This window comes from Vibrio sp. 03_296 (assembly GCF_002265885.1).
The window spans coordinates 1-1,033 of sequence record NZ_NPKW01001000.1 but is presented as its reverse complement, the minus strand read 5'-3'; the positions used below and the strand labels follow the sequence as shown (position 1 = coordinate 1,033).

1 protein-coding gene and 1 pseudogene are annotated in these 1,033 nt (G+C 48.9%); both read left to right on the top strand.

Annotation, left to right across the window (positions count from 1 at the left end; translation table 11 throughout):
* Nucleotides 1–46 precede the first annotated feature (46 nt).
* Entirely contained in the window at nt 47–301 is a 255-nt protein-coding gene (locus CIK04_RS34875) for a hypothetical protein (RefSeq protein WP_325205996.1), read from the top strand.
* Between the two features lie 90 nt (nt 302–391).
* Nucleotides 392–1,033: pseudogene (locus tag CIK04_RS29435) on the top strand (TolC family protein); the annotation flags it as partial.

Here is a 1,033-nt window from a genome sequence, read left to right as displayed (position 1 = left end):
GCTCAATGCATCCTCAATACAAACCGATGTCGCCTCTGCCTGCTCAATGACAATGGATGAGATGTCTTCTCATGCGATGCATATGCCCCCTCCTTCTGAGAAAAACAGTCACCCACCCTGTATGAATGATGACCTTGCCATTCATAGTTGCTGTACTGCAGCCTGCGTGAGTGTTTTTGCCTTTCTTCCACAAAGTAGCTACAGCCTACAAGCCCATTACCAGTTGGCGTTGATTCCGCATGAATCCTCCACATTGGTCATCCAAAGACAGCAATCTCTCTCATCGCCCCCGATAGCGTAATCCGATCATCGATATGTCGTATCACAAGCTCTAACGAGCTGTGGTGTGTATTTTTCACGTCGCTTTTGACGTGTCAGATTGGATTATAAAATGAAACCGAGCCTTTTAGCGCTGTGCATCAGCGTATCTGCTCTGGTGGTGACTCCAGTGATGGCACAATCAGTCGTTGCCAGCCCAAGTCAGTCACTTTCCAAGAGTGAACCTTTAACGCTGCTTATTGAGCAAGCTCTGGCAAACGACGCCAGCCGCAAGCAGTTCTATGCCCAATCGCAAGCAATGCGAGAAACCGGTGTCGCCGCTGCGACTCTCATGGATCCCAAACTCAAAGTGGGTTTTGGTGGTTTACCGGTCGATAGCTTTAAGTTCGACGAAGACCCAATGACCAACATTTCTGTTGGTCTAATGCAGCAGTTTGAACCGAGGTTCAACGCTAGACTTACAGAGTAAAAAAGCCACTCAGCAAGCCGATGGTATGGCGCTTCAAGTCGACACCCGCGAACGGGAAGTGGCCAACAGTATGACGCAACTTTGGCTGGAACTCGGCTATCAGCAGCAAGCTGAACGCGTTCTACGTGAAATCAGCGTTAATGCGTGAGCTGGAAAGTTCATCAGTACCAACTATTCGATTGGTAAGAGTGAAGCCCAAGACCTGCATCAACGCACAGTTGCAAGTCAGCCAATTAGAAGAAAAGCTGCAAGCCAACCAACAGATGCAACGTCGCATTCTGTCAC

Coding starts and splice junctions, on each gene's coding strand:
- CIK04_RS34875 (WP_325205996.1), top strand. CDS start 47: ATGACAATGGATGAGATGTCTTCTCATGCGATGCATATGCCCCCTCCT.